This window comes from Thermomonas fusca (genome assembly GCF_005862345.1).
GTDB lineage: Bacteria > Pseudomonadota > Gammaproteobacteria > Xanthomonadales > Xanthomonadaceae > Thermomonas > Thermomonas fusca.
The window spans coordinates 581,166-604,965 of sequence record NZ_SROY01000002.1 but is presented as its reverse complement, the minus strand read 5'-3'; the positions used below and the strand labels follow the sequence as shown (position 1 = coordinate 604,965).

General features: G+C 69.1%; 26 protein-coding genes, 1 pseudogene and 1 riboswitch. Of the genes and pseudogenes, 12 read left to right on the top strand and 15 right to left on the bottom strand.

Annotated elements, in window-relative coordinates:
• Positions 1 to 11: 11 nt before the first annotated feature.
• From E5S66_RS07010 to E5S66_RS06995, 4 genes are all read right to left on the bottom strand, one after another.
• Positions 12 to 935, bottom strand: a complete 924-nt coding sequence (locus E5S66_RS07010; protein ID WP_138348541.1) for a M14 family metallopeptidase — start codon at positions 933 to 935, stop codon at positions 12 to 14.
• Positions 936 to 1,031: 96 nt separating this feature from the next.
• A complete protein-coding gene (locus tag E5S66_RS07005) occupies positions 1,032 to 1,265 on the bottom strand; it encodes a hypothetical protein (RefSeq protein WP_028838354.1) in 234 nt (77 codons plus the stop codon).
• A gap of 95 nt (positions 1,266 to 1,360) precedes the next feature.
• Entirely contained in the window at positions 1,361 to 1,900 is a 540-nt protein-coding gene (locus tag E5S66_RS07000) for a cytochrome b (RefSeq protein WP_138348540.1), read from the bottom strand.
• A 63-nt stretch (positions 1,901 to 1,963) separates the two neighbouring features.
• The gene (locus E5S66_RS06995) at positions 1,964 to 2,872 is read right to left on the bottom strand and encodes an acyltransferase (protein ID WP_138348539.1); all 909 of its coding nucleotides are present in this window, start codon (positions 2,870 to 2,872) and stop codon (positions 1,964 to 1,966) included.
• A gap of 78 nt (positions 2,873 to 2,950) precedes the next feature.
• Here E5S66_RS06995 and E5S66_RS06990 point away from each other — a divergent pair, with 78 nt between their 5' ends.
• Together E5S66_RS06990 and E5S66_RS06985 are read left to right on the top strand one after the other, a co-directional pair.
• Entirely contained in the window at positions 2,951 to 3,802 is an 852-nt protein-coding gene (locus E5S66_RS06990) for a class I SAM-dependent methyltransferase (RefSeq protein WP_138348538.1), read from the top strand.
• 110 nt (positions 3,803 to 3,912) lie between these two features.
• On the top strand, positions 3,913 to 4,734 hold the full coding sequence (locus E5S66_RS06985) for a DUF3108 domain-containing protein (RefSeq protein WP_138348537.1): 822 nt from the start codon (positions 3,913 to 3,915) through the stop codon (positions 4,732 to 4,734).
• Positions 4,735 to 4,738: 4 nt separating this feature from the next.
• Here the strand turns inward: E5S66_RS06985 and E5S66_RS06980 are convergent, their stop codons facing one another.
• The 5 genes from E5S66_RS06980 to deoC form a co-directional block, all read right to left on the bottom strand.
• The gene (locus tag E5S66_RS06980; RefSeq protein WP_138348536.1) at positions 4,739 to 5,353 is read right to left on the bottom strand and encodes an FmdE family protein; all 615 of its coding nucleotides are present in this window, start codon (positions 5,351 to 5,353) and stop codon (positions 4,739 to 4,741) included.
• Between the two features lie 19 nt (positions 5,354 to 5,372).
• Complete coding sequence (locus E5S66_RS06975; RefSeq protein ID WP_138348535.1) at positions 5,373 to 5,639, bottom strand: DUF2249 domain-containing protein; 267 nt, start codon at positions 5,637 to 5,639, stop codon at positions 5,373 to 5,375.
• Positions 5,640 to 5,750: 111 nt separating this feature from the next.
• Positions 5,751 to 6,464, bottom strand: a complete 714-nt coding sequence (gene deoD, locus E5S66_RS06970; protein ID WP_138348534.1) for a purine-nucleoside phosphorylase — start codon at positions 6,462 to 6,464, stop codon at positions 5,751 to 5,753.
• A 3-nt stretch (positions 6,465 to 6,467) separates the two neighbouring features.
• On the bottom strand, positions 6,468 to 7,673 hold the full coding sequence (locus E5S66_RS06965) for a phosphopentomutase (RefSeq protein ID WP_138348533.1): 1,206 nt from the start codon (positions 7,671 to 7,673) through the stop codon (positions 6,468 to 6,470).
• A 3-nt stretch (positions 7,674 to 7,676) separates the two neighbouring features.
• Positions 7,677 to 8,414: a deoxyribose-phosphate aldolase gene (deoC, locus tag E5S66_RS06960; protein WP_138348532.1), complete on the bottom strand. Its 738-nt coding sequence runs from the start codon at positions 8,412 to 8,414 to the stop codon at positions 7,677 to 7,679.
• Positions 8,415 to 8,542: 128 nt separating this feature from the next.
• On the opposite strand from deoC, the gene E5S66_RS06955 reads away from it, so the two are divergent.
• Positions 8,543 to 9,385 (top strand): sensor domain-containing diguanylate cyclase, encoded by an 843-nt coding sequence (locus E5S66_RS06955; protein ID WP_138348531.1) that lies wholly within the window; start codon positions 8,543 to 8,545, stop codon positions 9,383 to 9,385.
• Between the two features lie 13 nt (positions 9,386 to 9,398).
• On the opposite strand, the gene E5S66_RS06950 is transcribed toward E5S66_RS06955, so the two are convergent.
• A complete protein-coding gene (locus E5S66_RS06950; RefSeq protein WP_138348530.1) occupies positions 9,399 to 10,121 on the bottom strand; it encodes a hypothetical protein in 723 nt (240 codons plus the stop codon).
• Between the two features lie 161 nt (positions 10,122 to 10,282).
• Between E5S66_RS06950 and E5S66_RS06945 the strand changes: the two genes are divergently transcribed.
• Positions 10,283 to 11,809, top strand: coding sequence for a lipase family alpha/beta hydrolase (locus E5S66_RS06945; protein ID WP_138348529.1), 1,527 nt, complete (start codon positions 10,283 to 10,285; stop codon positions 11,807 to 11,809).
• Positions 11,810 to 11,852: 43 nt separating this feature from the next.
• Here the strand turns inward: E5S66_RS06945 and E5S66_RS06940 are convergent, their stop codons facing one another.
• On the bottom strand, positions 11,853 to 12,125 hold the full coding sequence (locus E5S66_RS06940; RefSeq protein ID WP_138348528.1) for a hypothetical protein: 273 nt from the start codon (positions 12,123 to 12,125) through the stop codon (positions 11,853 to 11,855).
• 392 nt (positions 12,126 to 12,517) lie between these two features.
• Here E5S66_RS06940 and E5S66_RS06935 point away from each other — a divergent pair, with 392 nt between their 5' ends.
• Positions 12,518 to 12,796 (top strand): hypothetical protein, encoded by a 279-nt coding sequence (locus E5S66_RS06935; RefSeq protein WP_138348527.1) that lies wholly within the window; start codon positions 12,518 to 12,520, stop codon positions 12,794 to 12,796.
• Positions 12,797 to 12,810: 14 nt separating this feature from the next.
• Entirely contained in the window at positions 12,811 to 13,014 is a 204-nt protein-coding gene (locus E5S66_RS06930; protein WP_138348526.1) for a hypothetical protein, read from the top strand.
• 699 nt (positions 13,015 to 13,713) lie between these two features.
• Here E5S66_RS06930 and E5S66_RS13920 read toward each other — a convergent pair.
• A pseudogene (locus tag E5S66_RS13920) lies at positions 13,714 to 13,848 on the bottom strand (MFS transporter); the annotation flags it as partial.
• An 89-nt stretch (positions 13,849 to 13,937) separates the two neighbouring features.
• Between E5S66_RS13920 and E5S66_RS06920 the strand changes: the two are divergent.
• From E5S66_RS06920 to E5S66_RS06900, 5 genes are all read left to right on the top strand, one after another.
• Complete coding sequence (locus tag E5S66_RS06920; RefSeq protein WP_342777284.1) at positions 13,938 to 16,130, top strand: EAL domain-containing protein; 2,193 nt, start codon at positions 13,938 to 13,940, stop codon at positions 16,128 to 16,130.
• A 180-nt stretch (positions 16,131 to 16,310) separates the two neighbouring features.
• On the top strand, positions 16,311 to 17,708 hold the full coding sequence (locus E5S66_RS06915) for a GGDEF domain-containing protein (RefSeq protein ID WP_138348524.1): 1,398 nt from the start codon (positions 16,311 to 16,313) through the stop codon (positions 17,706 to 17,708).
• An 87-nt stretch (positions 17,709 to 17,795) separates the two neighbouring features.
• A complete protein-coding gene (locus tag E5S66_RS06910; protein ID WP_171033498.1) occupies positions 17,796 to 19,040 on the top strand; it encodes an efflux RND transporter periplasmic adaptor subunit in 1,245 nt (414 codons plus the stop codon).
• 27 nt (positions 19,041 to 19,067) lie between these two features.
• Positions 19,068 to 20,246, top strand: a complete 1,179-nt coding sequence (locus tag E5S66_RS06905) for an ABC transporter permease (RefSeq protein WP_246037165.1) — start codon at positions 19,068 to 19,070, stop codon at positions 20,244 to 20,246.
• Positions 20,239 to 20,943, top strand: coding sequence for an ABC transporter ATP-binding protein (locus E5S66_RS06900; RefSeq protein WP_138348521.1), 705 nt, complete (start codon positions 20,239 to 20,241; stop codon positions 20,941 to 20,943). Before E5S66_RS06905 ends, E5S66_RS06900 begins: the two co-directional genes overlap by 8 nt.
• A gap of 15 nt (positions 20,944 to 20,958) precedes the next feature.
• Here the strand turns inward: E5S66_RS06900 and E5S66_RS06895 are convergent, their stop codons facing one another.
• Entirely contained in the window at positions 20,959 to 21,537 is a 579-nt protein-coding gene (locus E5S66_RS06895; RefSeq protein WP_138348520.1) for a TMEM165/GDT1 family protein, read from the bottom strand.
• 4 nt (positions 21,538 to 21,541) lie between these two features.
• A riboswitch (yybP-ykoY riboswitch) is annotated at positions 21,542 to 21,725 on the bottom strand.
• 118 nt (positions 21,726 to 21,843) lie between these two features.
• Here E5S66_RS06895 and E5S66_RS06890 point away from each other — a divergent pair.
• The gene (locus tag E5S66_RS06890; protein ID WP_138348519.1) at positions 21,844 to 22,323 is read left to right on the top strand and encodes a VOC family protein; all 480 of its coding nucleotides are present in this window, start codon (positions 21,844 to 21,846) and stop codon (positions 22,321 to 22,323) included.
• Between the two features lie 22 nt (positions 22,324 to 22,345).
• On the opposite strand, the gene E5S66_RS06885 is transcribed toward E5S66_RS06890, so the two are convergent.
• Both E5S66_RS06885 and E5S66_RS06880 read right to left on the bottom strand, forming a co-directional pair.
• Positions 22,346 to 22,711: a DUF6164 family protein gene (locus E5S66_RS06885; protein ID WP_138348518.1), complete on the bottom strand. Its 366-nt coding sequence runs from the start codon at positions 22,709 to 22,711 to the stop codon at positions 22,346 to 22,348.
• Between the two features lie 73 nt (positions 22,712 to 22,784).
• Positions 22,785 to 23,684, bottom strand: a complete 900-nt coding sequence (locus E5S66_RS06880; RefSeq protein ID WP_138348517.1) for an amidohydrolase family protein — start codon at positions 23,682 to 23,684, stop codon at positions 22,785 to 22,787.
• Positions 23,685 to 23,800: the final 116 nt, after the last annotated feature.

Genomic DNA, 23,800 nt, shown 5'->3' with positions numbered 1-23,800 from the left:
CGCGCCGGCGCTCAGCGATGCGCCAGCGCGAAATCCAGCGCCGCGCGCACCGCCGCGGCCTGCGCGTCGTTGCACTGCTGCGGGTTGGCACGCGGGCTGTCGGGATAGACCTCGGTGGTGGTGACGAAGCGCGCATCGGTGATGCCGGCGCACAGGCCAAGCGCGCGGCAGTCGTACTCGATCACGCCCGGCGCGACCACCGGTGAGCCGATGATGGTGCCATCCGGATCGGCCGGCGCGATGTGGGTGACCTTCGCCACCTCGGCGTTGATCGCCTGCTGGAAGGCCGGCTCCGGGCGCGCGCTGTCGGCGCACAGGTAGAAGCCGTCGGGGATCGTGCCGGGCTCGAACGGCTTGCCGTCGCGCGCGGCCAGCGCCGGGCGGAATTCGGTTTCGTCGCTGTCGGTGGTTTCGTGCAGGTCAATGTGCACCAGCACGCGGTCGCCCAGCGAGTGCAGCAGCGCCCACAGCGCGGCCGATTCGGCGGCCAGGCTGGCGGCGTGGAAGTTGCGGTTGGGGTCCAGCGCCTGCGCGTTCCAGCGATGGATGCGCTCGTACGCCCACGGGCTGACGCAGGGCGCGATCAGCACATTGGCGCGGCCTGCATAGCCGGCCGCGTGGCGCTCCGCGAACTGCAGCGCGCCGTGCACGCCGCTGGTCTCGTAACCGTGCACGCCGCCGGTCACCACCGCCACCGGCAGCGCCGCATCCCAGCCGCGACTGCGCAGCGAGAACAGCGTATAGCGGCCGTCAGCGCCGCAGTCCACTTCACCGTATCGCGCCACGTCGAAGTGCTCGCGCAGCGCATCGATGCGGGTCAGCACCTCGTCCGCGTAGCTGCGCTTCCTGGCCTGCAGCGCACGCCACTGGGCTATTTCGGTGTCGCCCCAAGGCTGGCCGGGTGTGCCGATGGCCGGGAAAGTCTGTGCATGCATGCGCGGCTCCTGCGATGGGGGGCCGTCAGTCTAGCCGCATGCGCGGGCCGGGCCGGTGGCCGCCTGCGCTGCACCCGCCATGCTTCAGATGTGCGGTCAGCCGCTGCAATCGCCGCAACACAGCGAGGCCAGCTGCTCGACCTCCGCCGGCGGGTAGCCCGCCTGCGCCAGCACCGCCGCCAGCTCGTCGCCGCTCATCCATACCGTGGCGCGCAGCGCGCCATCGGCGGGGTCGCGATCGATGATGGCGGCCGGGTCGACCTCATGCAGCGCATCGTCGATCACCGCCATGTCCGGCGCATCCGCCGCCAGCCTGATCCTGAATTCCATGGGCACCTCCAATGCGCGCCATCCGCAGCGCCTTGAGGCCATCCTGCGCCGCGCCGGCTTGACCCGCCCTGACGGGGATCAAGCCGTCGGGGCGATCACAGCATCCGCTTCAGGGTGTCGTCGCGGCGGAAGGCGTGGTGCCAGATCGCCGCCAGCACGTGCAGGCCGATCACCCAGTAGAACGCCTCGCCGATCGTGCCGTGCAGGTCTTCCAGCGTATGCGCCAAGTCTTCGTTCTCCGGCAGCAGCGCCGGCAGCGCCAGCCCGGTGAACGGAATCATCACCGCCTTGCCGTCACTCCAGGCGGTGGCCAGGCCCAGCAGCGGCATGACGATGAAGAACGCATACAGCGCCAGGTGGATCAGCTTCGATGCCAGCGCGCTGAAGCGATCCAGCGGCGGCGTCACCGCCGGCGCCGGGTTGCGGACGCGACCGACCAGCCGCCACCACACCAGCAGGAACACCGTGATGCCGACCCAGAAATGCCCCTGCACCATCGCCGCCCGCCCATCGCTGCCGCGCGGGAACAGGCCGCGCTGCTCGATCAGCAGGTAGGCGGCCAGGATCAACAGCGCCATCAGCCAGTGCAGGCGGCGCAGGACGGGGGCGTAACGGGGACGGGCGATGGCGTTCATGCACGACTCCAGCAGTGGATAACCCGACTATGCGCCGGCGGCGCATGGACATCTTGACTTCGATCAACTGCGTCCATCGCTGCGCGACGAAGCAGCGGACGCCAGCAGCGCGTCCAGGTCTTCATCCTTCTCGCGCCAAAGGCCGTTCATCCATTGCTGGAAACGGACCCGGAATTCGCGGTCGTTCTGATAATCGCCGCCGGCCAGTTCGGCCGGGATCGGGCGTTCGCGCACCCGTACCCGCACCTCGGGAATGCGGTTGGCCAGCAGGTCGACCAGCGAGGGCTGCCCCGCCGGGTAGGCGATGGTGACGTCCAGGATCGCGTGCAGGCCCTCGCCCATCGCGTCCAGCACGAACGCGACCCCGCCTGACTTCGGCTTGAGCAGGTGGCGGTACGGCGAGCCCTGCTTGGCGTGCTTGGCGCGGGTGAAGCGCGTGCCTTCGACGAAGTTCATGATCGAAACCGGGATGGCACGGAACTTCTCGCAGGCGCGGCGGGTGGCTTCGATGTCGCGCCCGGCCAGCGCCGGGTTCTTCGCCACCTGCCGCGGCGTGTAGCGGCCCATGAACGGGAAATCCAGCGCCCACCACGCCAGCCCCAGCAGCGGCACCCAGAACAGCTGCCGCTTGAGGAAGAAGCGCAGCAGCGGGATGCGCCGGTTGAACACCTTCTGCAGCACCAGGATGTCCACCCAGCTCTGGTGATTGGCCAACACCAGATAGTGGCCGTCGATCTGCAGGTCGGCATCGCCATGCAGGGTCAGCCGGGTGCGGGTGAAGGTATTCCACAGCCAGTTGTTGAAGCCGATCCAGCTTGCTGCAAGGCCGGTCAGCAGCAGGTTGCAGGCGGCGCGCAGGCGCGGCAACGGCAGCACCATCTTCAGCAGCGCGATGAGCAGCAGCGGGACCACGTGCAGCACGGTGCTGGTGGCGATCAGCAGGAACAGCAACGCAAGGCGTAAGGTCGGCATCGGCGGGCAAGGCGATGGAACAGGCGGCCATTGTCGCGGAAAACCCGGCGCGATTCAGGCCATCGGTATCATGTGCGCATGTCCACGCCGACCGCGCCGCGCTACGCCGGCCCCCTGCTGACGCGCGCCTCGGGCGATGCCCTCAACGCCGCGCATGCCGCCAGCCACGCCAGCTGGCAAGGCTCGCTGGATCTTGGCCGCAGCAGCGGCGAAGCGCAGCTGGGCGCCGATCACTGGCATTGGCAGGGCATTGCCTATCCCTACCCCGGCAAGCTCAAGGATCGCACCCTGTACTGGTGGGATGGCGAAGCGTTCGCGCCGGTGTCGCGCTACGCCGGCAAGCTGATCAAGCTGGTACCGACCGACTGGCAGGTGCCGACGTTCGAGATCGACGGCATCAAGATGCTGCCCACCTCGAAGGAATCGCCGCTGGACGATGCGCGCCGCAAGGTGGCGCTGGTGCAGCCGGCGGGAAAGACGGTGCTGGATACCTGCGGCGGGCTGGGCTATTTCGCTGCTTGCTGCCTTGACGCCGGGGTGGCGCGCATCCAGTCGTTCGAGAAGAACGAAGACGTGCTGTGGCTGCGCACGATCAATCCGTGGTCGCCCGACCCCGCCGCAAGCGGCGGGCGCCTGCAGCTGGCGCATGCCGACGTGTCGCAGGCCATCACGACGCTGCCTGACGCGGCCTTCGATGCCGTCCTGCACGACCCGCCGCGCTTCGGCATCGCCGGCGAACTCTATTCACTGTCGTTCTACCAGCAACTCGCGCGCGTACTGCGGCGGGGCGGCCGGCTGTTCCACTACACCGGCAACCCCAACAAACTGACCAGCAGGCGCGACGTGCCGCGCGAAGTGGCAAAGCGCCTGGAAACCGCCGGCTTCAAGGCGGAACTCGCGCTGGACGGCGTGCTGGCGGTCCGGCGCTGACGCATCGGCACCGTTCACGGCGTAGGCAGGACGTCACCCTGCCCGCCGGCACTGCCCGGCCTGCGTCGCTCCGGCTGGAATACGCATTCTTCTCGCACTTCCCGACCCCCATGCGCGCACGCCGACTTGTCCTGTCGCTCACCCTGGCCTTGCCCATCGATGCCGCCGTCGCGGCCACGCCCGTCCGCGTGAATCCCGCCGACCTGCACCTGGACAGCCTGCGGCCGGCGACGATGACCTACCTGGTCTACATGCACGGCGCCGCCGACAGCGGCATCAAGCGCGCGATGCTGGCCACCAGCGAAATCAAGCGCGAACAGGTTGACGGCCAGAAGGCCTGGGTGATCGAGCAGCGCTGGGAAGACGAGAGCGGCACCGTCCACACCGCACGCACCGTGCATGCGGCCAAGGATGCGGCGACGCTGTCGCAGACCAGCAGCTGGACGCGCCCGGACCGCCGCCTCACCACCGTCGTCGAACCGGCGAAGGGGCACGGCAGCATCGAAGGCGACCTGCCCGAGGCCTCGCGCAAGACCATGGAAGCCGGCTTCGCCGCGATGCGGGACGGCTGGTGGATGAACTGGCATTCCGACCTCACCCTGCTGCCGCTGCTGCCCTATGAAAAGGGCGGCACGCTGCGCATCCGGTTGTTCGACGTGGGCATGGCCGCGCCGATGGACGTGGACTACGGCGTACTGGGCGAACGCACGCTGGTAGGCGCCGACGGCCGAGGCCGCGACTGCTGGCTGGTGGAAACCGAAAGCGGCAGACCCGGCAGCGGCAACGTCCAGCGCTTCTGGATCGACAAGGCCAGCCGTGTGGTGGTCAAGGAAGAGGATGTGTTCAACGGCATGTACCGCTCGAAAGTGCTGCTGGACGTGCCGGCCACCATCGAGTTCCCGCTGCCGCCGGCGCCCGCCGGACAGGGATAACGCCTCAGTCGCGGCGCTCGACGCGGATCACCGCCGGGTCGTCGGCATGCTCCAGCAACAGCCGGCGCACCCGATCCTGCCAGATCGACCCGAACGCGGCGCGCTCCTCGCTGCTGGCGTCGTCGGCAAGCGCGCGCACCATCAACTCGCGCATCTGCGGCGCCGGCGGGATGCTGGACAGGTCCATCGACAGGTACACGGTGTCGCCGTTGTCGGCGCGACGGAAGCTGGCGATGCAGCTGCGGTCGCCGCCGCCGTAGCGCAGCAGGTTGTGGCGCGCGTGCTGGCCGGCAAGGCCGTGGAAGCCGTTGTTGGCCGCCGCACCGGTGAGCAGGGTGAACACCTGCGCGATGACGCCGGTGGTGCCCTCCACTTCCGCCGCGCCCATGGTCACCACCACGCCGCCGCGTTCCGGCACGGCGTCCGGATACAGCGCGCGCAGGCCGGCGCGCGCCATCAGGTAGGCGCCGGCCACGGTGGGACAGGAATGCCCGGCCAGCCGTACCGCATCGGGATAGCCGTACTCGATCAGACCGTCGTCCGCCGCCCCCAGCAGTTCGGCCAGCGGGTCGCGCACCAGCAGCCGCGGCGCGTGCGAATAGAAGGCGGGCAGGTGCATCGACGGGCTCTCCTGATGATTACTCTTCCGGCAGGCCGGTGATCCCGAAATCGATCACCACGCCCGCCTGGTCGCGCTGGCGGTATGCCACCGTGACATGTTCGCCGAAACGCTGGCCGATCTGGCCCAGCAGCGGGATCGGATCATGATCGTTGATGAAGCGCATGGTTTCGCCGTTGCGCAGCGCACCCAGCGCGCCGAAGATCGCCGAATGGCGGAAGCGGCGGGCAATGCCGCGCGCATCGAAGACGTGGACGCTGGGCTCCGGATCAAGCTGGATCGACATGGGAATGACTCCTGTTTGCAGTGAACAGGGCCATGCTACGCCGCGGCCCGTCCATCGCCTTGACGTAGGTCATGGGGACGGCGAGACCCGCAGGTGGCGCTTGCGGTCGAATCAGCCCTGGGCCGGCAACGCCGCGGCCAGCGCCAGCCGACCCAATGCCAGCAGGCCCTGCTCTCGCTGCTCCGGCGGCATGCTGGCGCCACTTTCCAGGTGGTCGCTGACCGCCAGCACCGCGAGCGCGGCAGAGCCTTCGCGCATCGCCAATCCGTACAGCCCGGCGGTTTCCATTTCGATGCCGTGGATGCGATGGCGACGCAGATGGGCCAGCAGCTGCGGGTCGCCGTCATAGAAGCAGTCGGTGCTGAATACCGATGCCACCCGCGCCGGCACGCCCTGTTCGACGGCAGCATCCACTGCGGCGCGCAGCAGCGCGAAATCCGCGCAGGTCGACAGGTCGTGGCCACCGAACTGCATGCGGTTGAAGCGCGAATCGGTGCTGCCGGACTGCGCCAGCAGCACGTCGCCGATTTCGACATCGCCCACCCCGCCGCAGGTGCCCACGCGGATGATCCGGCGCACGCCGTAAGTCCGCGCCAGTTCGGTCACGTAGATCGCGGTGGACGGAATGCCCATGCCGCCGCCCATCACCGTCACCGGCTGCCCGCGCCAGTGCCCGCTGTAGCCCAGCATGTTGCGGCGCGCGTTCACCTGCACCGGTGCTTCCAGCAGCTCGTGGGCGAGGAAGCGCGCGCGCAGCGGATCGCCCGGCAGCAGGACGGTGTCGGCAATCGCGCCGACGGCCGCTTCGATATGCGGTGTGCTCATGGGTCAGCTCGTCAGGAAGCAGTGGCCTTCCGCCAGCGGCGGCAGGCCAAGATGGGTGGCGAGGCCCTGCCCGAGGTCGGCAAAGCTGTCGCGCCGGCCCAGTGCGCGCGGCGCAAATCCGGGGCCGAAGGCCAGCAGCGGCACGCGTTCGCGGGTGTGGTCGCTGCCCGCCCAGCTGGGGTCGCAGCCATGGTCGGCGCTGAGTACCAGCAGGTCGCCGGGGCGCAGCGCGGCCAGCAGCTGCGGCAGGCGGGCATCGAAATGTTCCAGCGCCGCGGCATAACCCAGCGCATCGCGGCGGTGGCCGTAGACGCTGTCGAAATCGACGAAATTGGTGGCAACCAGGTCGCCTTCGCCGGCCTGTTCCATTGCCGCAAGCGTGGCATCGAACAGCGCGTCGTGGCCGCTCGCCAGCAGTGTCCGGCTCACCCCCTGCGCGGCGAAGATGTCGCTGATCTTGCCGACCGCGTGCACCCGCCCGCCGTGCGCGCAAACCGCATCCAGCAGGGTCGGCCGCGGCGGCGGCAGCGCGTAGTCGTGGCGATTGCCGGTGCGCCTGAAGTCGTCGGAACCTTCACCGACGAATGGCCGCGCGATCACCCGACCGATGTTGTACGGCGCCAGCAGCACGCGCGCGATCCGGCACACCTCGTACAGGCGTTCCAGCCCGAATGCCTCCTCATGCGCGGCGAGCTGCAGCACCGAATCGGCCGAGGTGTAGACGATCGGTTTGCCGCTGGCGATGTGTTCAATCCCGAGCCTGGCGATGATTTCGGTGCCGGAGGCATGGCAGTTGCCCAGCACCCCGGGCAGCCCGGCCTGCTCGACCAGCGCCGCCAGCAGCGCATCCGGGAAACTGTTCTCCACCGCTGCGAACAGCCCGAACGGCTCGTGCAGCGTCACCCCGGCGCTCTCCCAGTGGCCGGAGGGCGTGTCCTTGCCGCAGGCGCGCTCATCCATGCAACCCCACAGCGCCTGCGCAGCGGGCATTTCTTCGAAGCCGGCGGCTGCGCGACCAGTGGCCAACCCATGCGCCTGCGGCAGGCCAAGCCGGGTCAGGTTCGGGATGCGCAGCCGGCCGCGCGCGTGCTGCGCGCAGGCGTCGGCGATATGGCCGAAGGTGTCGGCGCCGGCATCGCCATAGTCGGCCGCATCCGTGGCGCCGCCAATCCCCAGCGAATCCAGCACCAGCCAGATGGCGCGCGCCACGGCTCAGCCGTCCAGCTCGGCCAGCAGCGCATCGAACAGCGCGCTGGCGCCGATGCGGAAGCGTGCCGGATCGACCCAATCCGCGCCCAGCCGCGCCTGCGCCAGCGCGAGATAGATCCGCGCATCGGCCAGGGTGCGGATGCCGCCCGCGGCCTTGAAACCGCAGCGCCCGCCGCGCGCGGCGATCGCGTCCAGCATCACCGCCGCCGCTTCGGGCGTGGCGTTCACCGATACCTTGCCGGTGGAGGTCTTGAGGAAGTCCACCCCGGCGTCCAGGCCCAGTTCGCAGGCCTGACGGATCAGCTCCGGCGTGCCCAGTTCGCCGGTTTCGAGGATCAGCTTGAGCGCGATGCCCGGCCCGCAGGCGGCGCGGCAGGCATCCACGCCGGCGCGCGCACGCGCCACGTCGGCCGCCTGCAGCGCGCGCCACGGCAGCACCATGTCGATCTCGTCAGCGCCGGCAGCGATCGCGCGGCGGGTTTCGCGAGCGATCCGCTGCGGATCGTCGGCGCCTTCGGGGAAGTTCACCACCGTCGCCACCTTCACCGCGGTGCCGGCCAGCGCCTCGCGGGCGGTGGTGATGTGTTCGGGATAGATGCAGACCGCCGCCGGCAACCCGTGCGCGCTGCGCGCCGCGCCGCACAGGCTGCGGATGCGCGCGGGCGTGTCGTCCTCGCCCAGGCTGGTCAGGTCGAGCAGGCCGAGCACGCGCGCGGCGGGGAAGAGTTCGGTGGTGGACATGGCAAGCCCGGTTGCGGATCGCCGCCAGTCTAGGCCGCACGGCTGCGCCGAACCTTGATCTGCAGCAAGTTCGCGGCCCGCCCGCGGGATATCGATTACAGTCACCTGCCCCGTCTGACATGCTCGCCATGGCCCCGAGCCTGCCGCCGCTTTCGCAAGTCCTGGATCTGCTGCCCGATGCGGTCTGCATCGTGGACGAGCACGGCCAACTGTTGTTCGTCAACGTCGCCTTCGAGCGCCTGCTGGGCTACGCCGCCACCGAAGTGCACGGTCGCCTGCTGTTCGACTTCATCCATCCCGATGACCGCGACGCCACCCTGAGGCAGGCGCGCGCGCTCATGGAGGGCGGCGGCGAGCGCCACTTCCGCAACCGTTACCTGCACCGACAGGGGCACGCCGTGGATCTGCTGTGGTCGGCGCACTGGCTGCCCGAGCAGCGCCTGCGCATCGGCGTGGCGCGCGAGATCGGCGAACTGCAGCGCGCCGAACGCGAACTGGAACACCATGCAAACCACGATCCGCTGACCGGCCTGGCCAACCGCCGCCGGCTGGAGCTGGCGCTGCGCAACGCTTTGGCTGAGGCGGCCGAAAGCAGCGGACAGGTGTCGCTGCTCTACGTCGACCTGGCCGGCTTCAAGCAGGTCAACGACCGCGATGGCCACGAGGCCGGCGACCGCGTCCTGTGCGAGGTGGCGAAGCGGCTGCAGCAGGGCGTGCGCCAGATCGACCTGGTGGCGCGCATCGGCGGCGACGAATTCGTGGTGCTGCTGCCCGGCTGCGATGCCGGACATGCCCGCGGCATGGCGCAGCAGCTGTGCCAGCAGCTGCGCGTGCCCTGCGCGCTGCGCGATGGCCCGCTGCGGATGGATGCCAGCATCGGCATCGCCACCTTCCCCGCCGACGGCCGGACCCCGGACGCACTGCTGGCGCATGCGGACAAGGCGATGTACGCCAGCCGCGGTTGCCGCTGAAACGCTGCCGCCGTCAGCGGATATTGGAGACGGAATTCTTGGCGGTATCGTGCCTGGTCTTGAGCACGCCGCCCTGCACGCTGAACACCAGCTCGATCTTCACCTGCGCCGGCGCTGCCCGCACCTGCGTCTTCACGGTGTCCTTCAGACCGCTGCCGGCGCGAGCGGCAACCACCACCAGCAGATAGTCGCCGTCAGCCAAGGGCTGGGTAATGTCGATGGCCGCTGCCGACGCGCGCCGACTGGGCAGCAGCGCAGGCGCCGCCGCCGTCGAGGGTGCGGCGGGCGCGGCGATTCGCCGGGTAGCGGCATAGGAGGCAGCAGCCGCCCCGCCCCCCTGCCCTGACAGCGACGACACCGCGGCCGAAACGATGCTGCCACCCGGCAGCGTGCCACCCAGCAATGCCTGCCGCCCCGCCGGATCCAGCGGCGTCATCCGCAGCGCGCCCAGATCCGCGCGCACGCCGTCGCCACCCGGCACCGCGATGAAGCAGGCTTCGCCGCTGCAGCCGATGTCGATCTTCAGGGTCGCGCCCTGCGCCAGCGCGCTGCCGGCAGCGTGCAGGCCGGCGTTGACCTTCTCGCCGAAGGTCGCGCCCTGGGTCTGCTTGGGCACCGTCACGTTCATCGAAATGCGGTTCGGCATCGAACCGTTGATGCCATTGACGCCGCTTGCCGCCGCGGCCGGCCATGCCAGCACCAGCGCGATGACGCCGATCGGAACGAACGCCCTCATGTCGCCACCTGCGGCTGCCTGACTGTGGCAGAGACTACGCGCGCATCGGGCGCGTGCGTCAAGCACCGTTCGTCGCTGACCGGTTGTGGATTGGGCAGCCGTTCACTACCGAACATCCTTCCGAAAGACGCCGGCGGTCGGCCGGCGGCAGGAGCCCCGCGATGCCGAAAGTCGAAGCGCCGTTCCACCCGATCATCTACGTCCGCGGCTACGCGATGACCCGCGACGAAATCGTGCAGACCACCTCGACCCCGTACATGGGGTTTGAAGCCGGCTCCACCAAGATCCGCCAGGCGCAGGACGGCAGCATCGTCAAGTTCGTGTTCGAGTCGCCGCTGGTGCGGCTGATGAAGGACTACGGCTACCGCGACGTGTACGCCTCCGGCGCGGAGCAGCTGGGAAAACTGCCGGCGCGCAGCCTGGTGATCCACCGCTATTACGACGAGGCCGACCCGGCCTTCGGTGCCGGCAAGGCGCCCTCGATCCCGGATGCCGCCAAGGCGCTGGCGCTGCGCATCACCCAGCTGCGCGACAGCGTCTGCGGCAACGATGCCGCCGCGCGCAAGGCCTTCCGCGTGCACCTGGTCGCGCATTCGATGGGCGGGTTGATCTGCCGCTGCCTGCTGCAGAACCCGGACATCGCCAGCGCCGAAATCCGCGCCATGGTGGACAAGGTGTTCACCTACGCAACCCCGCACAACGGCATCGAGCTGGGTGGCATCAACGTGCCCGGCTTCCTGTCGATCAACGACATGAACAACTTCAGCCGGCCGGTGATGGCGAAGTACCTGAAGGTGCCCAAGGACAAGGTCAACACGCTGGGCGAGTCGGGGTTTCCGCCCGAGCGCTTCTTCTGCCTGATCGGCACCAACAGCCGCGACTACGCGGTGGCGCACGGACTGTCCTCGCTGGCCGTCGGGCAGATGAGCGACGGGCTGGTGCGGATCGAGAACGCCTACGTGGCCGGCGCCCCGCGCGCGTTCGTGCACCGCAGCCACAGCGGCTATTTCGGCATCGTCAATTCCGAGGAGGGCTACCAGAACCTCGCCCGATTCCTGTTCGGCGACCTGTGCGCCACCGGCAGGCTGGACATCGAGGCGCTGCCCTTCCCGCCCGAGATCGAGCGCGCGTGCAAAGCCGGCAAGAAGATCGAATCGTCGTACTACATCGAAGCCACGGTGGCCCCGCGCGGCGCCTACACCTACGACCTGACCGCGCGCACCAAGGGCCAGGAAAGCGCGGTGCGGCGGCAGTATTCGGAGCTGTTCGACAAGGACGGCAAGCTGATCCGCAACGCGCGCGCGCCGACCCTGTTCACGGTGTTCCTGGACACCTCCAAGATCACCGCCGGCAGCGAGGTGGCGTTCTCGATCGAACTGGCGGTATCCAACGCCGGCTATGAAATCGACGGCGCGCTGTTCCTGAAACAGCACATCCCGGGCGAATACCTGTTCCGCAACACCCTGGTGCTGTTCGCCAAACAGGACGATGGCGGCGACTGGAAGCTGCGCTACGTCTGGGCCGATGAACATTGGGCCACCGGCCCGAAGACCGAAGCCGACGTGCTGGCGCTGGGCAAGAAGGCCATCGGCATCGCCCAGCAGTCGCCGTCGGCGTTCTCGATCCCGCTGGCGTCGGCGAAGGGATTTCGCGCCGCGCTGCAGATCGCCCTGTCGGCGTGGGCATGAGCCGGCCGCGGCCGCGGCCGCCGGCCCCGAACCGCGCGCCGCGTCAGGCGTGCATGGGCGTCAGCGATGCGTGCAGGTGGGCGGTTTCCAGCATGTGGCGCAGGCGCGCCTCGACCATTCGCAGGTCGTCCAGCTGCTGCGGTGCGTACAGGGTGTAGATCGGTCGGTTGCGCTGGCCTTCGGCCGGCTCCTTGCGGCTGACGCCGATGTTGCCGGTTCCGCTGGCCTGCGCCCACAGCCTGCGCAGCGCGTGCGGCCCGATGCTCTCGTCCTTTCCGAGCGTGAAGGTGAACATCGCGATCTGATGGCTTGACATGCGGGCACTCCTTGCGGTTCTGGAGTATGCGCTTTCCCCTCGCGCTTTCCCGACGGCCTTGCGGCCCGGTTTCCGGCCCGCATTTCGCTACTGCGGATGGAAGTCTCTGCCACATTGGAGTAGGATGGCGCAAGGCCTCCGCGCCACGCGCGTTTCGTCCGACGCCTCGCGTCGCGCGCCTCGCTCCCATTCACGCGCCCTGCAATGCTTGCCGGGCGGTTTTCGATTGCCCCTGCGGGGCGCCCGCGGCGATTACCGCCGGCGCGGCCTCCGCAAGTCCTGCGCAGATCCGCGCGCCAAGCCCGCTTGGCCGCCCGAGGCGCACACCTCCAACACGCCGCGAGCGCCATGCCCGCGCCGTCCGCTCACGCCGTCAGCCACAGGAGGCCCGCATGCCACGACCCAGGAAAGCAACCGAAAGCCAACCCCAGCAGCCGCTGCCCGCGACCAAGACCAGCCATCTGTTCCAGGGCCGCAAGCCGGCGGAACGCGGTGGTGCGCTCACCCGCGAACGAATCGCCGAACACATGGATGCCTTCCGCAAGGCTGGCGGTACCATTGAAGTGCTGGGCACCACCCGTTCCCTGCAGCACATTGGGCTGCCTGCGGACGCCCAGCCGGCGCCACCGGTCGTCCCCGTTGCCGCGCGCTCGCGCAAATCCACCCGCTGATACAGGAGTTTCCGTTGGCAAAGCCAAACTATGCGTTCGAAAAGCGCCAGCGCGAGCTGGCCAAGAAGAAGAAGCAGGACGAAAAAGACGCCCGCAAGCGCGAAGCACGCGCTGCCGACGCAGCGCCAGAATCAGCATCCGAATCCGTAACGGAAACCGCCGCGCCGGCACCGGCGCAGGCCGGCCCGCGCGTGCATCTGCGCAAATCCGCCGAGTGAACTGACGCCGGGCCGGGGTCAGCGCGCCGCGTAGCGGAACAGCGCCCCGGCCAGCATCCACGGCAGCGCGAAACCGGCCGTCAGCGCCAGTTCGCGTTCGCCGAAGCCGCCCACGGCCATCGCAATGCCCACCGCAGCCAGCTGCGCCAGCGCGGCCGCGAACATGGCGTTCGCCATCCCGGCCGCGCGGAACCGTGCCAGCAGGCTGCCCAGCCCGGCGATGCCCAGCACTCCTACAAACATCAGATTGGCGACGTTGCCTTCGCTGCCCAGCATGCCGACCGCCAGGTTGACCCAGATGGTCAGGAATCCGGCCAGCACCGCCACCCCGAAGCCGGCGCGATAGGCCAGCGAGCCGCCCAGCCACGCGGCGAACTCGTACAGGCCGCAGACCGCCGCCAGCAGCACCCCCATCACCGCGAAATCCAGCGCCGTCCAGTCCACTCCGGCCTGCGGATACAGGCGCATCACCAGCGCCGGCAGGAGCAGCAGGCAGGCCGCGCCGCCCCAGACCAACGGGCGCAAGCCATGCTTGCTGCCGGCTCCGTCATTTCCCGTCATCGCCGCTTTGTGCATCGTCCTGCCCTGCGCTTGTCGAGGATCGCCAGCATCCCATGGGCGAATGGGCGCGGCATGGCGCGCCCGTGAAGCGGGCGCGAAGTCGATTCCCGCACAGCCGGCCTCGTCTTCCCGCCAGGTCGTGCCCACCTGCGGCAGGGTCAGGTAGAGCGTGCTGACGGTATCCACCCGCTGCGGAAAGTAACGTTTCACCAGGGGCGGCAGCACCGGTTTGCCCATGCCGACGGAGACGCGGTTCGGGACCACCGAGCCGGCGTGCGGAATCGCGATGGATTTCATCGCGGAATGGTACGTACGTGTCCGCGGCCCACGGCAACCAGGCGGGCGCCTTCACACAAAATTCGATGTGCAGGTGTATCCCTGTCATGTCGCTACAGACTTGCGCCTCCATGTACGCAGCTCCGACCCCGGGACTGGACTACCAGCGGCTGCTGATGGCATCGCCCAATGCATACGCAGTGCTCTCCCGCGACCTCCGCATCATCGATGCCAACCCGGCCTGGCTGGCGCTGGCGAATGGCCCGCCCCGGAACTACATCGGGCGGCGCTTCTTCGATGCCCTGCCGGCCCGGATGCAGGAGTCTGCGCGCGACCTGCGCGCACTGTTCTCGCGGGTGATCGAGCGCGGGCAGGCTGACACCCTGCCCCTGCTGCACTACCCGCTCCCGATAGCGCAGGGAAATGGCGAGGGCTGGCAAGACCGATACTGGAGCGTGAGTTCGGTCCCCTTGCACGACGACGCCGGACGCGTCGCGGGGCTGCTGGTGTGTCCGATCGACATCACCCAGCACGTGCTGGAGACCGAGGCGGCGTCCGATCCGAAGCGCAGCAATACTGCACGTCGCGCCAGCGCGCAAATGGCCCGCGAACGACAGCGTTTCCGCCAGCTCATGCAGCAGGCACCAGGCTTCGTGGCGGTGGGGCAAGGGCCGACCCACGTGTTCGAACTGGTCAACAACGCCTATTACCAGCTGGTGGGGCACCGGGACATCATCGGCAAACCCGTACGCGAAGCCTTGCCCGAACTTGCCGGACAGGGCTTCTACGAACTGCTGGACCAGGTCTATGCCAGTGGACAGCCGTTCATCGGTCGTGCCATGCCCATCCTGCTGCAGACGGAACCCGGCGCTCCTCCGGTGGAGCGTCATATCGATTTCATCTACCAACCGATCGTCGACGAGGACGCCAGAGTCACCGGGATCTTCGTCCAGGGACACGATGTCACCGAGGCACATGCGCTGGCCATGCGCGTCAGTCACCAGGCGGCCCACGACGCCCTCACCGGCCTCCTGAACCGGCGCGACTTCGAGCGCCGTCTGCAGCACGTGATGGATGGCCTGCGCGAACACGATACCCAGCACTCCCTGCTGTACCTCGACCTGGATCAGTTCAAGGTGGTCAACGACACCTGCGGCCATGCGGCGGGCGACGCCCTGCTCTGCCAGATCGCCGACGCGCTGCAGGCGCGCGTCAGCGCGCCCCACGCGCTGGCCCGGCTCGGCGGCGATGAGTTCGGCCTGTTGCTCGAGCACACAGGTCTCGAAGCCTCCAGGGTGCTTGCGGAACAACTCCGCGAAACGGTCGAAGCGCTGGAGTTCGTGCATGGCAACCGCCTGTTCGGCTGCAGCGCCAGCATCGGGATGGTGACGTTCGATCGGACTATCGGCGGCGTGCACGAGGTGCTGATCGCGGCGGACAGCGCTTGCCTGCTGGCCAAGGAAAAGGGTCGAAACCGCGTGCAGGTGCATGCCGCCGGGGATCTTGAAGTGTTGGATCGGCGCCGGGAGATGGACTGGGTCAGTCGCCTGCGCGAAGCGCTGGCGGAGGGCCGGTTGTATGTCCATGCACAGCGCATCGTGGCGCTGGCGCCGACAAGGACGCCCCGCGACCGGATGGAATTGCTGGTGCGCCTGCGTGATCGCGACGGCACGACAGTGCCACCGATGGCGTTCATCCCGGCCGCCGAGCGCTATGGCGTGATGCCCACCATCGACCGCTTCGTGATCCGCACCGCATTCCGACACCTTGCCGCGCTGACGCCCGACGTTCGCGCCCGCACGTCCCTTTCCGTCAACCTTTCCGGGCGCACCCTGAGCGACGACCGCCTGGTGGCATTCGTGCAGGAGCAACTCCAGGCGCACCAGATCGCTCCCGGGGAAATCTGCTTCGAGATCACCGAAACCGCTGCGGTCAACAACCTGTCGCTCACCACCCGGCTGGTGCAGGAACTGCGAGGCCTTGGCTTCCGGTTCGCCCTCGACGATTTCGGCAGCGGCATGTCGTCGTTCGGTTACCTCAAGCACCTGCCGGTGGATTACCTCAAAATCGACGGCACCTTCATTCGCAACCTCCGCAACGACCGGGTGGATGCCGCCATGGTGGAAGCCATCGCGAAGGTGGCAGGCGTGATGGGCATAAGAACCGTGGCCGAATACGTCGAAGATACGGAAACGGCGGATCTGCTCGCCGAGATGGGCGTGGACTACGCGCAGGGCTACGGCATGCACGTGCCGGAGCCGCTGGCCGCACCGGCTTGAGAAAGTCTGGCCTGGCGACGTCGCCGCCCCCCGAGGGCGGCTTGTTGGCCGGCACTCGGCCCGTGTGCTGGGAACGCCAGCGCATCGGCGCATCGGCGCCGTACGCTGCCGCCGGCGCGGCCCCTTGCTTATCGCTGCTTCCAATCCTTTGCGCGCGGGTTTCTGCCAACATTAGGACCGATGAACAGCCCGCTTTCCGCTGAACCCACCGCTGCATCGTCGCCCAGGGGCGGCGTCGCCAAGATTGCCCAGATTGCCGCATGGGTCATGCTGGTGGTGTCCGCGCTGGTCCTGCTGGGCTGGTGGCTGGACGTTCCGGCGCTGACCCGGGTGTTGACCGGGTCCACCAGGATGAAGGCGATTACCGCCACTACCTTCATCGCCAACGCCGTGGCCCTGCTGGGGTGCGTCAGGCGCGAACGCATCGGCATCGCCTGCGTGCTGCTGAATCTGCTGGTGTTGGTCTTCGGTGCCGCCTCGCTGCTGGAATACACCGCCAACGTTGACTTGGGCATCGATCACCTGTTCGCCGACCCGGAAGCCTTTGCGCAGGGCAATCCACCGGGGCGCATGTCGCAGATGACCGCGATCGCGTTCCTCCTGCTGGGTACGCAGGGCCTGCTGGTCAGCCTCCAGCGCGCGCCGCGCCTGGCCCACCTGCTGGCCGGGCTGCTGCTGTCGCTGGGCGCCTTCACCCTGACCATGGCCGGTTACAGCTACCGCATGGGCGTCGTCCAGGTGCTGCCGGTGTCGGCGCCGACCGCCCTGCTGCTCATCGTCGCCACCTTGGGCTGGCTGGTCCTGCAGCGGCCGATGGGCATCATGCGGGTGGCGTATGCCGACAGTCCGGGCACGGTGCTGCTGCGATGGGCCGCGATCCCTGCGCTGCTGATGCCGCCGCTGCTGGCGATCGCGATCCGCGCGGCGGAGCATCTGCTGGGCTGGAGTCATGCCGAGGTGGTCGCGGCGGTGGGCTACCTGAGCGGCGTGGGTGCCTGCTCGATGGTCATAGGCATGGCCTGGCTGCTGCACCACCTGGACCATCAGCGGCAGAAGTCCGAGCGTTTCCAGGACGCGGCCTATACCGACGCGCTGACCCGGCTGGTGAACCGCCGCGGTTTCGACGAGGCCATCGACCGCCTGCTCCGCGGCCACCGCGAAAGCGACCACGGCTTCACCATGCTGATGCTCGACCTGGACCACTTCAAACGCTTCAACGACGATTTCGGCCACCTCGCCGGCGACCGTGCGCTGCAGATCACCGGGGAACTCCTGCGCGCGGCGGTGCGACCGCAGGACATCGCGGCGCGGTTCGGCGGCGAGGAGTTCGCGGTGATCCTGCCAGGAACCGACATGCTCGGCGCGCGGCGCACGGCGCAGCGGCTGCTGGATGCCTTCCATGCGCGGGAATGGCCGAACCGGCCGGTCACCGTGAGCATCGGCATCGCCAATTCCCACCCCGGCGACACCTCGGCAACGCTGATCGCGCGCGCCGACGCGGCGTTGTACGCGGCCAAATCGGGCGGCCGCGACCGCGCCTGCGAGAACCAGGTCATCACCGTTTCCTCCGTGCTCTGACCCGCACGCCGATGGCGTGGAGCACGCGGCGGCGCGCCGATGGCCGCCCTGCGCCAGAATGCGACCTCCCGCTACCGGAACACGTCCATGTCCACTGGCTCCGCCCACCGCAAACGATGGCTCGCAGCTGCCGCCGTTGCACTCGTGGCGTTGGCGGTGATGGGCATCGCCCGGCTGCGCGGCCCGGTGCTGCCCGGCTACGACGTGCAAGCCGGCCCGCTGGTGCAGAACGTGGTGGCCACCGGCCGGGTGGCCGCCGCGTCGCGGGTGCAGGTTGGCCCGGAGATCACCGGGCTGGTGCTGGAGCGCCGGGTGATGGACGGCGACCGGGTGGCGCCGGGCGACGTGCTGGTGGTGCTGCGCGCGCGTGACCTGGAAGCCCACCGCGACCAGGCGCGCGCCGCGCTGGCCGCGCTGCGCCAGGCGGAACGTCCCGACGCCGAGGCCCGCCTGCGCCAGGCCCGGGCGCAGCTGGCGCAGGCCGAACGCGACCACGCGCGCCGGCGCGAACTGGGCCAGCGCCAGCTGGTGGCGCGCGAAAGCGTGGAGCAGGCGGCGCAGGCGGTGGTGGCCGCGCGCGCCGCGGCCGAGCAGGCGCGGCTGGCGGTGGGTGCGCTGGCCGGCGGCGGCGCCCGTGAGGCGCAGGCGCGCGAGGAACTGGCAGCGACCGAGGCGACCCTGGCGCGCGCGGTGATCCGCGCCACCGTGGCCGGCACCGTGCTGACCCGCGGCGTCGAACCGGGCGACACCGTACGTCCGGGCGACGTGCTGCTGGAAATTGCCGCCGACGCACCGGGCGAAATCCTGCTGCCGGTGGACGAAAAGAACATCGCCCGGCTGCGCGTGGGCCAGCGCGCCACCTGCATCGCCGATGCCTTCCCGGGGCGGGCGTTCGCCGCCACCGTGCACCACATCGCGCCAGCCGTCGATCCGGCACGCGGCACCGTGGACGTGCGCCTGCGCATCGACCCGAAGGCCGGCTTCGTCCGCCAGGACATGACCGTCACCGCCACCCTGCTGACCGGCGAGCGCGAGCGCGCGCTGGCGGTGCCCAACGATGCGCTGCTCGACGCCCGCGACGGCAGCGATCGCGCCACGGTCCTCCTCGTGCGCGACGGCCGGGTGCGCCGCACCGCCGTGACGCTGGGCCTGCGCGGGCTGGCGATGAGCGAAGTCACCGCTGGCTTGCGCGAAGGCGACCGGGTACTCGCCGCCAGTGCGCTGGATGCCGATGCGCTGCCGGCCGACGGCGACCGCGTGCGCATCGAGGCACAAATGCTGCCAGCCAGCGATTCCGCCACCCGCCGCGAGCTGCCGGTGAAGTTCAACTGAGCGATGTGGATCGAAACCACCATCGCCATGCGGTTCCTGCGCCAAGGGCGCGGCCAGTCGCTGCTGATCCTGTTCGGCATCGCCGTGGGCGTGTCGGTGATCGTCTTCGTCACCGCGCTGATTTCCGGACTGCAGGCCAACATCATCGAGCGCACGCTGGGCACGCAGGCGCATATCCGGGTGGAGGCGCCGGACCAGGTCAACCGCATCGCGCCCGCCCCGCCCGGTGCCATGCAGCTGGTGCTGGAGGACCGCCGCGCGCAGGTGCTGCGAACCATCGTGAACTGGCCGCAGGTGCGCGACGTGCTGGACCGCATGCCCGGCATCACCGCGGTGTCGCCGGTGGTGTCCGGGCCGGCATTCGGGCGTCGCGGCGAGGCGGTGGAATCGGTGGCACTCGTCGGCGTGGACCTGCCCCGCTACCTGCGGGTGATCCCGCTGGACCGCAACATGGTGGACGGCCGGCTGGACCTGGGCGCCGGCAATGCCGTGATCGGTCGCCAGCTGGCCAAGGACCTGGGCCTGCGCACCGGCGGCAAGCTGCGCATCGACGCCGGCAAGGGCCGCGAGGCGATCGTCAACATCGCCGGCATCTTCGAATTGGGCGTGCGCGAACTCGACGCGCGCTACGTCTACCTCGACCTCAAGCAGGCGCAGTCGCTGCTGGCCCTGCCCGGCGGCATCACCGTCATCGACGTCACCGTGGCCGACCTGTTCGGCGCCGACCGCAGCGCCGCGCGCATCCGCGGCCTGACCGGGCTGAAGGCGGAAAGCTGGATGGAGACCAATGCCCAGCTGATGAACGCGCTGAGCTCGCAGAGCATGTCCACGCGAATGATCAGCGTGTTCGTGGCGATGTCGGTGGCGCTGGGCATCGCCAGCGTGCTGGCGGTCAGCGTGACCCAGCGCACCCGCGAGATCGGCATTCTGCGCGCCATGGGCACACGCCGCGGCCAGATGCTGCGCGTTTTCCTGGTGCAGGGCGCGGTGCTGGGGCTGGTGGGGTCGCTGCTGGGCGCGCTGGCGGGGCTGGGCCTGGTCGGCGCGTTCAACAGCTTCGGCCCCAAGCTGTTCTATATCCCGCTGCCGCCGGCGCTGATCCCGGCGGCGATGGCGCTGGCCACGGTAGCGGGCGTGGTGGCCGCGGCGGTGCCCGCTTCGCGCGCGGCCAAGCTCGACCCGGTGGAAGCCATCCGCCATGCCTGATCAGCGCGACGTGCTGCGGCTGGAGGGCCTGCGCAAGTCCTACAACATCGGCCAGCCCAACGAGGTGGAGGTGCTGCACGGCATCGACCTGCGGGTGGACAGCGCCGACTTCGCCGCACTGGTAGGCCCGTCGGGTTCCGGCAAGAGCACCCTGCTCAACCAGATCGGCCTGCTGGATTCCCCCAGCGCCGGCGAGCTGTACCTGCTCGGCCAGCCCACCCGCGACATGGACGACGAGGCGCGCACCGCACTGCGCGGCCAGCACATCGGCTTCGTGTTCCAGTTCCATCACCTGATCGGCGCGTTCACCGCACTGGAAAACGTGCTGATGCCGCTGATGGTGGCCCGTGGCAAACCTGACCGCGATGCACTGGATCGCGCCCGCGGCCTGCTGGCAGACGTGGGACTGGAGGCACTGGCAGACCGCAAGCCCGACCAGCTCTCCGGCGGCCAGCAGCAGCGGGTGGCGATCGCCCGCGCGCTGGTCACGAGGCCGGCCCTGCTGCTGGCGGACGAGCCCACCGGCAATCTCGACACCAAGACGGCCGCAGACGTGTTCGCCCTGCTGCGCCGCTTCAACACGCAGTTCGGCTGCGCCGTGCTGGTGGTCACCCACGACCCGCGCCTGGCCGACTCCTGCGACCGCACCATTACCCTGGTGGACGGACGGATCGATGGCGACGCCCGGCGCGCCTAGCGGCAGGTTGACGCGCTAGAACCCCAGCTTGGCGCCCGCTCCCAGCAGGGTGGCGACGCCCAGCAGGGCGAAAATGCCGGCGGCGATCGAGTGCACCAGCTTCATCGGAATCCTGTTCGCCAAACGGTCGCCAACGAACACTGCGGGCACGTCCGCGATCAGCATGCCGAGGGTGGTGCCGATGACCACCAGCAAAGGCGTTGCGTAGTGGGCGGCCATCGCCACGGTGGCGATCTGGGTCTTGTCGCCCATCTCGGCCAGGAAGAAGGTCACCAACGTGGCGCCGAATACCCCGAACTTCCCTGCAATCCGGGTTTCCTCTTCCTCGATCTTGTCGGGAATCAGCGTCCAGATCGCCATGCCGACGAACGACAGGCCCAGCACCCAGCGCAGCACCTCGGGGGTCAGCATGGCGGTGATCCACGCGCCCAACGCACCCGCCAGCCCGTGGTTGACGATGGTCGCCACCAGGATGCCGAGGATGATCGGCACCGGCTTCTTGAAGCGCGCGGCGAGGATGAAGGCGAGCAGCTGGGTCTTGTCGCCGATTTCGGCGAGCGCGACCACTCCGGTGGAGACGAGCAGTGATTCCATGGACTTTCCAGGGCCGGGCAACGGACGAATGACCACCGCGCATCCCCGGCCATCCCGAAGCGCAGTGGTCAAAGGTCTTGCCAAGCATGGGAACCGCCCGCGCCATGGCCTGTGGGCCAAGTGTGTTGACGTGGGCCTCTTCGCGACGAAGAGCGGCTACTCCCCAATGACCCAATCATTTTACATGGCAATGGCGTGCGGGTCATCGACAGCGGAAGGCCCGCGGGATCGGGGCGTTTCCGCGCCTGTCGATTTCCGTCGCACCCATCCGTCGTACTCAGTGAACCCTACCGGAGGAGCAGCGCCATGATCCCGAAGAACACCATCTGCCTGTGGTACGACGAGGCGGCGCTGGAGGCCGCCACCTTCTATGCCGCCACCTTCCCGGACAGCTCAGTGGGTCGGATGATGCGGGCGCCGGGGGACTTCCCCTCGGGCCGCCAGGGCGACGTTCTCACCGTGGAGTTCACCGTGTTGGGCATTCCCTGCGTCGGCCTCAACGGCGGGCCGGCGTTCCGCCACAGCGAGGCGTTCTCGTTCCAGGTCGCCACCGACGACCAGGCCGAAACCGACCGCTACTGGGACGCCATTGTCGGCAACGGCGGCGAGGAAAGCGACTGCGGCTGGTGCCGCGACCGATGGGGCGTATCGTGGCAGATCACGCCGCGCGCCCTGCTGGAAGCCATCATCGACCCCGACCCGGCCGCTGCCAGGCGCGCATTCGACGCGATGATGACGATGCGCAGGATCGATATCGCCGCGATCGAGGCGGCGCGCCGCGGCTGAGCTGGGCGACTGCCCTGCGGCTTCAGCCGCGCAGCAGGATCATCGGCAGGGCGAACAGCGCCAGCGTGAACAGGATGCCGACGACGACCAGCACCACCCGTCCCGGCTCCGCGCGCACGACCGACCAGAACGTCTCCGCGGTGCCATCGCGCTCGGCAGCCTCGCGCTCGGCGCGGGCGCGCTGCTGGCGCCCCTGCTGGTAGGTGGCCAGCAATTGCTTCGCTGCCGCGAACCCGGCCTCGTCGCGCAGCCAGATCCCGCCGAAGGAAATTCCCCAGCGGCTGGGTTTGGTTTCGTAGTACTCGACCCGGTGCTCATCGAGCAGCGCGCGCACTTCGTCGGCCTCGTCATCGGGTACGTTGCGCAGGTTCATCAGCAGCTTCGCCATGGCGCGAGGATAGCAGCCGCGCCCGCGGCCCAGCGCGGCCGCGCGCCTCCACGCAATGCCGACAGCGCGCGCCCTACCTGTCGATACGCAGGAACCGCGCCGCGTTGTCGTGGAAGATCGCGCGCTTCTGCGCCGGGCCCAGGAACGCGGCGCTGTCGATGCCTTCCACCGCCTGCGTGATGGCTTCCGGCCAGACCATCTGGTCGGAACCGAACATCAGCCGGTCGCCCATGCCGGCGGTGATCAGCGCCTGCAGGTAATCGTGGAATTCCTGCCGCGGGATGATCCAGTTGATCACCGACAGGTCCGCGTGCACCTGCGGGTACATGTAGAGGATGGCCTTGGTTTCCTGCAGGTAGGGCCAGCCGGCATGCATCAGCCACACCCGCAGTTTGGGATGGCGCTTGAGCATCGGCTCCAACCGCATCGGGTTGCCGAGGTCGACGCTGAAGCCCGGGCAGCAGCCATACGGCGTGCCCGGCGGCGCCAGGCCGGTGTGGATGCCGACGGGGATGTCGAGTTCTTCGGCCAGCGCGAGGTAGGGCTCGAACCACGCATCGCTGGGGTTCAGCCCGTGGTACTGCGCCCCGATCTCGCCCATCACCTTCAGCTCGCCATTGATGAACGCCTTGCGCAACATCTCGACCGGCGGCAGCGGCGTGCGCCCGTCGTCGAGGAACGCGCCCGCCCAGATGGTGTTGTCGCCCCCCGCGCGCCGCATGCTGGCCATCGCCGCATCGGGGCCGCTGACCAGCCCCAGCACGATGCCGTGCCGGCGCATCCGCTCCAGGGTCAGGCGCTCGCGCTCGGCATCGGAATTGGCCGTGGTCGGCTGGCCGGTGGCCGGATTCGGCGCGCCCGGCGCCGCCGGCCCCACGTGCAGGTGGACATCGATGATCGGCCCCGAGTACGTCTGCGCGAACGCGGGGCTGCAGGCCAATGCCAGCAGCAGGGCCAGGACGGAAAAGCGCATCGTGCGCTCCTTTGCGTGGGCTCACGACAGGCAACGGCAAGTGGATGGATGGACGGCCATCCGCCCCCGCAACGTCGCTGTCCCGCCGTTGTGCCATGCTGGCCGCATCCCCGACG

What these genes read in the sequence shown, in the direction of transcription:
- E5S66_RS06895 (WP_138348520.1), bottom strand. Translation starts at nt 21,537, where the DNA reads ATGGAATCACTGCTCGTCTCCACCGGAGTGGTCGCGCTCGCCGAAATC.
- E5S66_RS07005 (WP_028838354.1), bottom strand. Translation starts at nt 1,265, where the DNA reads ATGGAATTCAGGATCAGGCTGGCGGCGGATGCGCCGGACATGGCGGTG.
- E5S66_RS06955 (WP_138348531.1), top strand. Translation starts at nt 8,543, where the DNA reads ATGGCCCCGAGCCTGCCGCCGCTTTCGCAAGTCCTGGATCTGCTGCCC.
- E5S66_RS06905 (WP_246037165.1), top strand. Translation starts at nt 19,068, where the DNA reads ATGCGGTTCCTGCGCCAAGGGCGCGGCCAGTCGCTGCTGATCCTGTTC.
- E5S66_RS06920 (WP_342777284.1), top strand. Translation starts at nt 13,938, where the DNA reads ATGTGCAGGTGTATCCCTGTCATGTCGCTACAGACTTGCGCCTCCATG.
- E5S66_RS06980 (WP_138348536.1), bottom strand. Translation starts at nt 5,353, where the DNA reads ATGCACCTGCCCGCCTTCTATTCGCACGCGCCGCGGCTGCTGGTGCGC.
- E5S66_RS06900 (WP_138348521.1), top strand. Translation starts at nt 20,239, where the DNA reads ATGCCTGATCAGCGCGACGTGCTGCGGCTGGAGGGCCTGCGCAAGTCC.
- E5S66_RS06935 (WP_138348527.1), top strand. Translation starts at nt 12,518, where the DNA reads ATGCCACGACCCAGGAAAGCAACCGAAAGCCAACCCCAGCAGCCGCTG.
- E5S66_RS06890 (WP_138348519.1), top strand. Translation starts at nt 21,844, where the DNA reads ATGATCCCGAAGAACACCATCTGCCTGTGGTACGACGAGGCGGCGCTG.
- E5S66_RS06950 (WP_138348530.1), bottom strand. Translation starts at nt 10,121, where the DNA reads ATGAGGGCGTTCGTTCCGATCGGCGTCATCGCGCTGGTGCTGGCATGG.
- E5S66_RS06885 (WP_138348518.1), bottom strand. Translation starts at nt 22,711, where the DNA reads ATGGCGAAGCTGCTGATGAACCTGCGCAACGTACCCGATGACGAGGCC.
- E5S66_RS06910 (WP_171033498.1), top strand. Translation starts at nt 17,796, where the DNA reads ATGTCCACTGGCTCCGCCCACCGCAAACGATGGCTCGCAGCTGCCGCC.
- E5S66_RS06985 (WP_138348537.1), top strand. Translation starts at nt 3,913, where the DNA reads ATGCGCGCACGCCGACTTGTCCTGTCGCTCACCCTGGCCTTGCCCATC.
- E5S66_RS06995 (WP_138348539.1), bottom strand. Translation starts at nt 2,872, where the DNA reads ATGCCGACCTTACGCCTTGCGTTGCTGTTCCTGCTGATCGCCACCAGC.
- E5S66_RS06940 (WP_138348528.1), bottom strand. Translation starts at nt 12,125, where the DNA reads ATGTCAAGCCATCAGATCGCGATGTTCACCTTCACGCTCGGAAAGGAC.
- deoC (WP_138348532.1), bottom strand. Translation starts at nt 8,414, where the DNA reads ATGTCCACCACCGAACTCTTCCCCGCCGCGCGCGTGCTCGGCCTGCTC.
- E5S66_RS06975 (WP_138348535.1), bottom strand. Translation starts at nt 5,639, where the DNA reads ATGTCGATCCAGCTTGATCCGGAGCCCAGCGTCCACGTCTTCGATGCG.
- E5S66_RS06915 (WP_138348524.1), top strand. Translation starts at nt 16,311, where the DNA reads ATGAACAGCCCGCTTTCCGCTGAACCCACCGCTGCATCGTCGCCCAGG.
- E5S66_RS06990 (WP_138348538.1), top strand. Translation starts at nt 2,951, where the DNA reads ATGTCCACGCCGACCGCGCCGCGCTACGCCGGCCCCCTGCTGACGCGC.
- E5S66_RS07000 (WP_138348540.1), bottom strand. Translation starts at nt 1,900, where the DNA reads ATGAACGCCATCGCCCGTCCCCGTTACGCCCCCGTCCTGCGCCGCCTG.
- E5S66_RS07010 (WP_138348541.1), bottom strand. Translation starts at nt 935, where the DNA reads ATGCATGCACAGACTTTCCCGGCCATCGGCACACCCGGCCAGCCTTGG.
- E5S66_RS06880 (WP_138348517.1), bottom strand. Translation starts at nt 23,684, where the DNA reads ATGCGCTTTTCCGTCCTGGCCCTGCTGCTGGCATTGGCCTGCAGCCCC.
- E5S66_RS06945 (WP_138348529.1), top strand. Translation starts at nt 10,283, where the DNA reads ATGCCGAAAGTCGAAGCGCCGTTCCACCCGATCATCTACGTCCGCGGC.
- deoD (WP_138348534.1), bottom strand. Translation starts at nt 6,464, where the DNA reads ATGAGCACACCGCATATCGAAGCGGCCGTCGGCGCGATTGCCGACACC.